Source organism: Arthrobacter sp. 10T425, from assembly GCF_056393985.1.
In genome coordinates this window covers 310,120-317,622 of the sequence record NZ_JBFTGZ010000005.1, presented here as the reverse complement: position 1 = coordinate 317,622, position 7,503 = coordinate 310,120, and the positions used below count along the sequence as shown (strand labels likewise).

Here is a 7,503-nt window from a genome sequence, read left to right as displayed (position 1 = left end):
CTTTGCGAAGCCTGCAACCACACCAAAGAAACCCCCGGCTGGAAAGCACGCCCCAGCCCCGAAGCCGCACCCGGATCCGCCTCGAGCATCGGCGCGAGGCACACCATCGAACTCACCACCCCCACCGGCCACACGTACCGTTCCACCTCGCCACCCCTGCCGGGAACACCGCTCCGGCCATCAGCCGCAGACCAGCCAGGCTCCGAGCCCGGTTCCCGCCAGCTTCACCTGATCCGGGTACGGGCGAAGGCCCTCAAGAGCCGCAAACGCGTTGCCGTCGCGGCGGCCTAAGTGCTATGAGGGCCGTACAAAGCGCGATGAGGGCCGGACAAAACGCGAGCACCGCACAAACACGTGTGCCGCCGTCGAGTCTTACAACTCGACGGCGGCACATCACCAGGCGCAGTGCCAGGCACATCACTGGGCTCTGGCCCTAGGCCCGGGAGCCTCAGGTCCGGAACATTAGGACAACCAGGAGCCTCAGGTCTGGAACTCTACGACAACCGGGCGGGCAGCGTCTTGGGCTTGAAGGAAGGCCGGGTGGCCTCGTACGCGGTGATGTCGGGTTCGTGCTTCAGGGTCAGCCCGATGTCGTCCAGGCCCTCGAGGAGGCGCCACCGCGTGTAGTCATCAATCTCGAACGGAGCCACAATGTTGCCGCACTGCACGGTCTTGGACACGAGGTCCACCGTCACCTCGGTACCCGGGGCGTTTTCAAGTTCTTTCCAAATGAGCTCGATGTCATCCTGGGCGACTTCGGCGGCAAGCAGGCCCTGCTTGCCGGAGTTGCCGCGGAAGATGTCGGCAAAGCGGGAGGACAGGACCGTCTTGAAGCCGAAGTCCTTCAGCGCCCAGACGGCGTGCTCGCGTGAGGAGCCGGTGCCGAAGTCGGGACCGGCCACCAGAACGGATCCTGCATTGAACGGCGCCTGGTTCAGGATGAAGGACGGGTCCTTGCGCCACGCGGCGAAGAGCGCGTCCTCAAAGCCGGTGCGCGTGATGCGCTTGAGGTACACGGCGGGGATGATCTGGTCCGTGTCGACGTTGCTCTGGCGCAGCGGGACACCGATTCCGGTGTGAGTGGTGAACTTTTCCATGGCGGATCCTTCGGGACTATGTGGATCGAAACTGTATGGATCGAGGCTGTGTGGAGCGAGGCTTCGGATCTGGGCGGGAAAGGCGGAGACTACGCGGCGCCGACTCGGACCGCCGCGGACTCCGGAGCAGGGTCCAGATCCGACGGCGAACTCAGGGTGCCTCGGACTGCCGTCGCCGCAGCGACCACGGGCGAGACGAGGTGGGTGCGGCCGCCCTTGCCCTGGCGCCCCTCGAAGTTGCGGTTGGACGTGGAGGCGCAGCGCTCCCCCACCTCCAGCTGGTCCGGGTTCATGCCCAGGCACATGGAGCAGCCGGCGAAGCGCCACTCGGCCCCGAAGTCCTTGAAGACCTTGTCCAGGCCCTCGGCTTCAGCCTCGAGCCGGACGCGGGCGGAGCCGGGCACCACCAGCATGCGCACGGCCGGGTCCTTGGTCCGGCCCCGGATGATGTCGGCGGCGGCCCGGAGGTCCTCCATCCGGGAGTTCGTGCAGGAGCCCAGGAACACCGTGTCCACCCGGATGTCCTTCATCGGGGTGCCGGCCTCGAGCCCCATGTACTGCAGGGCGCGTTCGGCGGCGGCCTTGGCGTTTTCATCGCCGAAGTCATCGGGCGACGGCACCTTTGCGGACAGCGACACGCCCTGGCCCGGGTTGGTTCCCCACGTCACGAACGGTTCCAGGGTGTCGGCGTCGAGGTCCACCTCGACGTCGAACGCTGCGTCGTCGTCGGTGTGCAGCGTGTTCCAGTATTCGACGGCGGCATCCCAGTCGGCGCCCTCGGGCGCATGCGGGCGGCCGTGCATGTAGTCGTAAGTGGTCTGGTCCGGAGCCACCAGCCCGGCGCGGGCGCCGGCCTCGATGGACATGTTGCAGATGGTCATCCGGGCTTCCATGGACAGCGCACGGATGGCGGAGCCGCGGTATTCCAGCACGTAGCCCTGCCCGCCGCCGGTGCCGATCTTGGCGATGACGGCCAGGATGATGTCCTTGGCGCTCACGCCGGGGCGCAGCGTGCCCTCAACATTGATCGCCATGGTCTTGAACGGCTTCAGGGACAGCGTCTGGGTGGCCATGACGTGCTCCACCTCGGAGGTGCCGATGCCCATGGCGAGCGCTCCGAAGGCGCCGTGGGTTGAGGTGTGCGAGTCACCGCAGACCACGGTCATGCCGGGCTGTGTGAGGCCCAGCTGGGGGCCCACCACGTGCACGATTCCCTGTTCGGCGTCGCCGAGGGAGTGCAGGCGGACGCCAAACTCCTGGCAGTTGTTGCGCAGGGTCTGGATCTGGGTCCGGCTGGTGAGATCGGCAATTGGCTTGTCGATATCCAGCGTGGGAGTGTTGTGGTCCTCGGTGGCGATGGTGAGGTCCGGACGGCGCAGCTTGCGGCCGGCGAGCCGCAGACCTTCAAAGGCCTGCGGCGACGTCACCTCGTGCACCAGGTGGAGGTCAATGAAGAGGAGATCCGGCTGGGCGTTGGCTCCTTCGCCGTCCCCCTTGCGCACTACGTGCGCGTCCCAGACCTTCTCGGCCAGTGTCTTTGCCACGGCCTGCTCCCTTCACTGCGGTAAGTATTGTGCGTTCCGACGGACTATCTCCTCCACTGAACCAGCACAGCCAAGTAATACGCCAGCGCGTTGACTTGCATCTCAGATAATGAGACGTCAATATCATTACATGGACAATTCTAGTGGAGTCGGTGTCATCGATAAAGCGGCCCATGTGCTTGACGCACTTGAGGCCGGCCCCACCACCTTGGCGCAGCTGGTGGCGGCCACGGGACTGGCCCGGCCCACCGTGCACCGGCTGGCTCTCGCGCTGGTGCACCACAGGCTCGTGAGCCGCGATATCCAGGGCCGCTTCGTGCTCGGGAGCCGTCTGGTGGAACTGGCCTCCGCCGCCGGCGAGGACCGCCTCATCGCCTCCGCCGGCCCCGTGCTCATGCAGCTGCGCGACGCCACCGGCGAAAGCGCCCAAATCTTCCGCCGCCAGGGTGACTGGCGCGTCTGCGTGGCCTCCGCCGAACGCCCGATCGGGCTGCGCGACACCATCCCCGTCGGCACCCAGCTGTCCATGAAGGCCGGCTCCGCCGCCCAGGTGCTGCTGGCGTGGGAGGACCACGACCGCCTCCTGGAAGGCCTCCAGTCCGCCCGCTTCACCCCCACCGTCCTGGCCGGAGTACGACGCCGGGGCTGGGGCCAGAGCCTCGGCGAACGCGAGCCCGGTGTCGCCTCCGTTTCGGCCCCCGTCCGCGGGCCGTCCGGCCGCGTGATTGCCGCGGTGTCCATCTCCGGCCCGATCGAGCGCCTGACCCGCCAACCGGGGCGCCTGCACGCCGAAGTGGTCTGCAACGCCGGCCGTGTCCTGACGGAAGCGCTGCGCAAGACCAACGACTAAGTATGCTGTGCCCATGAACAGCTATGTGGTCTTCCTGCGGGGCATCAACGTGGGCGGCATCAATATCAAGATGGCCGATCTCAAGAACGCCCTGAAGTCCCGGCCATTTTCGGGTGTCGTGACCCTGTTGGCCAGCGGCAACGTCGTGCTGGCCAGCGAGCTGGATCCGGCCGGCGTCAAAAAGGAATTCGAGGCGTGCCTGCGGGAAACCTTCGGCTACGACGCCTGGGTGGTGGTGCTCACCGCGGGCCGTGTGGCAGCACTGGTGGAGGCCTGCCCCTACCCGGCCGACGACGCGTCCACCCATACGTACCTGACGCTCGCCTCTGATGAAGAGGTCCTCTCGGAGCTGCTCGAGGCAGGCAGGGCCTTGGACGGGGCCGAGCTCACCCGGCTGGGCCCGGAAGCCCTGGCCTGGCTCGCCCCCGCCGGCGGCACTCTGGACAGCCCTTTCAGCAAGCTCTCCTCGAAGGCGAAGTACAAGGCTGCCACCACCACACGCAACCTCCGCACCATGATCAAGGTCCGCGACGCCGCGGCCGGGATTTAGGCAGGCCGCATCCGGCCGGACCCGCACGGACGGCTCACTGCCGACCCGCGGCGGCCTTCAGCGCGGCCATGAACTTCGCCAGGCGGCTGAGCTCACGTTCCACGGGCGCCACGACGAGTTCCCCCGCGACGACGGCGACGGCGGCTGTCAGTCGCTTCCGTGCCACGGCACTGCGTGACGCTGCCGCGGCTCCGGAGATGAACCGCGCCCCAATCGCCAGGACGATGCCCAGCAGCACTCCCCCGGCGATCATCACCGTAGGAACCGGCCAGCCCTGGACCCGTGGGACCTCTGGCACCGGCAGTTGCAGGTAGCCGATCGCAGCCAGGACTCCCAGCCACGCGAACCCGGCCAGGGCCGTCACCAAGGCGAGCCACTGAACCGCGTTGAACCCACCCCACCACCAGGACTTCCTGCCAGCGGACAACTCTGTGGAGGCAATTGCCTGGTCCAGTGCATCCGGCAGCCGGTCGTTTCCTTCCCGGGCGGCGCCGCGGATGGCCGCCCGCCACGGGCCAGGGGCACCGGCGGACGCCGCCTCAGCGAATTCCCGGACGGCGGCATCGGTCCGCGCCTGTTCCGGCGCCCCGGCAGGCGGCAGCGAGGTCCGGTTCAGCTCAGGCTTGGCTCCCTCGCGGCGCAGGTTCAGACGCCGCAACGGATCCGGCCGGAATCTGGCCAGCCAGCGGGTCACGGGCCAGCCCGTGCGCCGGGTTGCCTCCAGCCGGTAGGACCGGGCGACGGCGTCGACCACCAACGGCACATTGGCGGCCACAGCCAACTCCCCCGCCAGCCGGGCCTTGGCCGCCGCCGTCGCACCGGCGGCCGTCCCGCCACCGGCGGCCGTCGTGCCACCCGTGGGCAGGCCGGACGCCTCGGCAAGCCGGGCGGCGGCCAGCGTGACATCTGCCGCAAGTCGCTGTGACATCGCTTTACGCTGCATCGCCACCTGCCGGATCGCGGCCCGCACCTTGTCCACCCCCGTCCCCAGCACGGCGGAAGCCCCGAGGACCTGAACTTTGTCCAGCCCGTCCCGCGCCAGGATAGCTGTGAGGGATTCCAGGACCGGCCGGACCTCGTGCTCCGGGAGCCTGTCGATTTGGTTGAGCACCACGATCGTCACGGCCCCGTGCGAGGACAGCGGTGCCAGGAAATCGTTGTGCACGGCGGCGTCGGCATATTTCTGCGGATCGACGACCCAGACGAGGACGTCCACCAGGCCCACCATCCGCTGCACAATCTCGCGGTTGGCGGCCCTGGTCGAGTCAAAGTCCGGCAGGTCCAGAAGGATCAGCCCGGTGTCGTCGTCGGCGAACCCTTTGATCGGTGCCGCAGCGTGGCGCTTTCGGACCTCCAGCCAATCCAGCAGCGCATCGCTGCCCTGGACGCCCCAAATGCCCGCCAGCGGCTCGGTGGTGGTCGGCCTGCGCACGGCCGCCGTCGCGATCTCCTCGCCGCTTACGGCATTGAAAAGCGATGACTTGCCGCTGCCGGTGGCTCCAAAAAACCCGACCACCGTGTGGTCTCCGGACAGCGACCGCCGCGAACTCGCGCGGTCGAGCACCTGCAGGACACCGGCCAGGATCTCCTCCGGGAGGACTCCGGATGAGAGCTCCGTGGCGCTGTTGAGCGCTTCCAGCCTGCGATCGAGCTGGGACGTCTCGCGGGCGGCCGCATGACGGCTCATGACGTGGCCGCCAGCCGGCGCAGTGCCGCCGCATGCCCGGCAATGGCTGAGGGCGGCACGCCGCCGTCGACCTCCAGCCGGGTCAAGAACCGCCGACACTCCGCAGCCAGCAGGCCCTGGCACCGCAGATGCAGGTCTTCGCGCGCGGTCCGGGCCAGCCGGCGGACGGCGTCCTCCCCGAATACTGCCTCCAGGAGGCGCTGACCCACGACGGCGGTGCCGCCGGCAACTCCGATCTCAAGCCCGGTCAGGCCCGCGGTCATGGAGAACACCACAATCATCAAGGCAGCGCCGAGGCCGTTGATTCCGAAGGACAACCAGCGGGCCTGGGTGCGCTTGCCCTGGCCTTCGGTGCGGATGAGTTCCATCAGGCTCCCCTGCCAAGCGCGGATTTCGGCCGCCACAGCATCCGCGAAGCCCTCGGAGGCACCGGAAAGATCGTCGGTGCCCAGCACCTGCCTTCCGGCGGGGTCTGAACGCCACCGCTGGTCGGTGTGCTCGGCGGCCTTGGCGGCTTGATCGACAATGACCGCCTGCAGTCCCGTTTCGATCGCGGTTTCCACCCTGACCGCAGGCGCCGGTTCACCCCGGACGAACGCGCCCACGCGGTCACGGAAGCGTCCGATGTTCTGTTCCATGGCGCGGAAGAATTCCCCGGTCCCGACGAAGTCCTGCCAGCGCGCCAGCACTTCGCCGCGCAGCAGTGCGCCGTCGCGGGTGGCCTCGAGGATCCTGGCTACGGCGTCGTCATAGGCGTTGCGGGCGTCGGCTGCGAGAACATCGGCTGCGTGCTGCTGTTCGGACAGCGCCCGCTCCCCCGCGTCGGCGCGGTGGGCGAGCGCGAGGAGGGTGCCGTTGAGGGTGCGCCGGGCGATTCCGGCCCGTCCCGCGGCGTCCCCGGCCAGCTTCCCGAGCCAAACGCGCAGCGGCTCGACGGCCCCTGCAGGAAGCATCCCCGCGGCACCCAGCGGCAGCTCCGGCACCACAAACAGTTTGGCGGCCCCCAGCCCTTCCCGGCTGAGCATGGCCTGCAGATCCGCGCTAACCTCCGCTTCCGCCGCTGGCGGCACCCGGTCCAGGACCACGGCCACCATGATGTCGCGGGAGGCCGCATCCAGGAGCAGGCGCCAGGGCACGGCGTCGGCATACCGGTTGGCTGTGGTGACAAACACCCAGAGGTCTGCGGCGGCAAGCAACTGCCCGGCCAGCTGCCGGTTGTTCTCGGAAATGGAGTCGACGTCGGGCGCGTCGACCAGGGCGATTCCGGGCGGGACCGCGGAGTCGGAGACAAGGACCAGGGAGGTCACCGGGCCGGGATCCAACGCCGCATCAGCCGGGGCCGGCGCCCGGCCGTCCACGAGGGCACCCCGGATGCGGCCCAGGGCCGGCAGCACCCGCTGGCCCTCAAACCAGGCGGCGTCGGCGGGATGGTGCAGCAGGATGGGCTGGCGGGTGGTGGGGCGGATCGCACCGGCCCGCGTGACGGGGTGGCCCACCAGGGCGTTGACCAGGGTGGATTTTCCGGCCCCGGTGGAACCGCCCACCACGGCCAGCAGGGGCGCGTCGAGGCTGCGGTACCGGGGCAGGATGTAGTCATCGAGTTGAGCCACGGCCCTTCGAAGGTCCAGGCGCGTTTGGTCCGTCCCGGGCAGGGCGAGCGGCAGCCGGAGGGCCGCGAGGTCCTGCCGCACTGCCTCCAGGAGGGCCACGCCGGTTGCGGCCCCGGGGCCGGTTTCATGGGAGCTCACTGCATCATCATGCCAGTTCAGAACGTG

The 7,503-nt window shown here is 68.8% G+C and carries 6 protein-coding genes and 1 pseudogene; 3 read left to right on the top strand and 4 right to left on the bottom strand.

Annotation, left to right across the window (positions count from 1 at the left end):
• Positions 1-291: pseudogene (locus AC1DDH_RS08765) on the top strand (hypothetical protein); the annotation flags it as partial.
• A gap of 203 nt (positions 292-494) precedes the next feature.
• On the opposite strand, the gene leuD reads toward AC1DDH_RS08765, so the two are convergent.
• The gene (leuD, locus tag AC1DDH_RS08760; RefSeq protein ID WP_018773513.1) at positions 495-1,097 is read right to left on the bottom strand and encodes a 3-isopropylmalate dehydratase small subunit; all 603 of its coding nucleotides are present in this window, start codon (positions 1,095-1,097) and stop codon (positions 495-497) included.
• Between the two features lie 89 nt (positions 1,098-1,186).
• Positions 1,187-2,641, bottom strand: a complete 1,455-nt coding sequence (gene leuC / locus AC1DDH_RS08755; RefSeq protein ID WP_223916419.1) for a 3-isopropylmalate dehydratase large subunit — start codon at positions 2,639-2,641, stop codon at positions 1,187-1,189.
• Between the two features lie 130 nt (positions 2,642-2,771).
• Between leuC and AC1DDH_RS08750 the strand changes: the two genes are divergently transcribed.
• Together AC1DDH_RS08750 and AC1DDH_RS08745 are read left to right on the top strand one after the other, a co-directional pair.
• On the top strand, positions 2,772-3,491 hold the full coding sequence (locus tag AC1DDH_RS08750) for an IclR family transcriptional regulator (RefSeq protein WP_026266447.1): 720 nt from the start codon (positions 2,772-2,774) through the stop codon (positions 3,489-3,491).
• Positions 3,492-3,504: 13 nt separating this feature from the next.
• A complete protein-coding gene (locus tag AC1DDH_RS08745) occupies positions 3,505-4,041 on the top strand; it encodes a DUF1697 domain-containing protein (RefSeq protein ID WP_476857793.1) in 537 nt (178 codons plus the stop codon).
• Between the two features lie 34 nt (positions 4,042-4,075).
• On the opposite strand, the gene AC1DDH_RS08740 is transcribed toward AC1DDH_RS08745, so the two are convergent.
• A complete protein-coding gene (locus tag AC1DDH_RS08740; protein WP_476955246.1) occupies positions 4,076-5,728 on the bottom strand; it encodes a GTPase in 1,653 nt (550 codons plus the stop codon).
• Positions 5,725-7,497, bottom strand: a complete 1,773-nt coding sequence (locus AC1DDH_RS08735) for a dynamin family protein (RefSeq protein WP_476857823.1) — start codon at positions 7,495-7,497, stop codon at positions 5,725-5,727. Before AC1DDH_RS08735 ends, AC1DDH_RS08740 begins: the two co-directional genes overlap by 4 nt.
• Positions 7,498-7,503 lie beyond the last annotated feature (6 nt).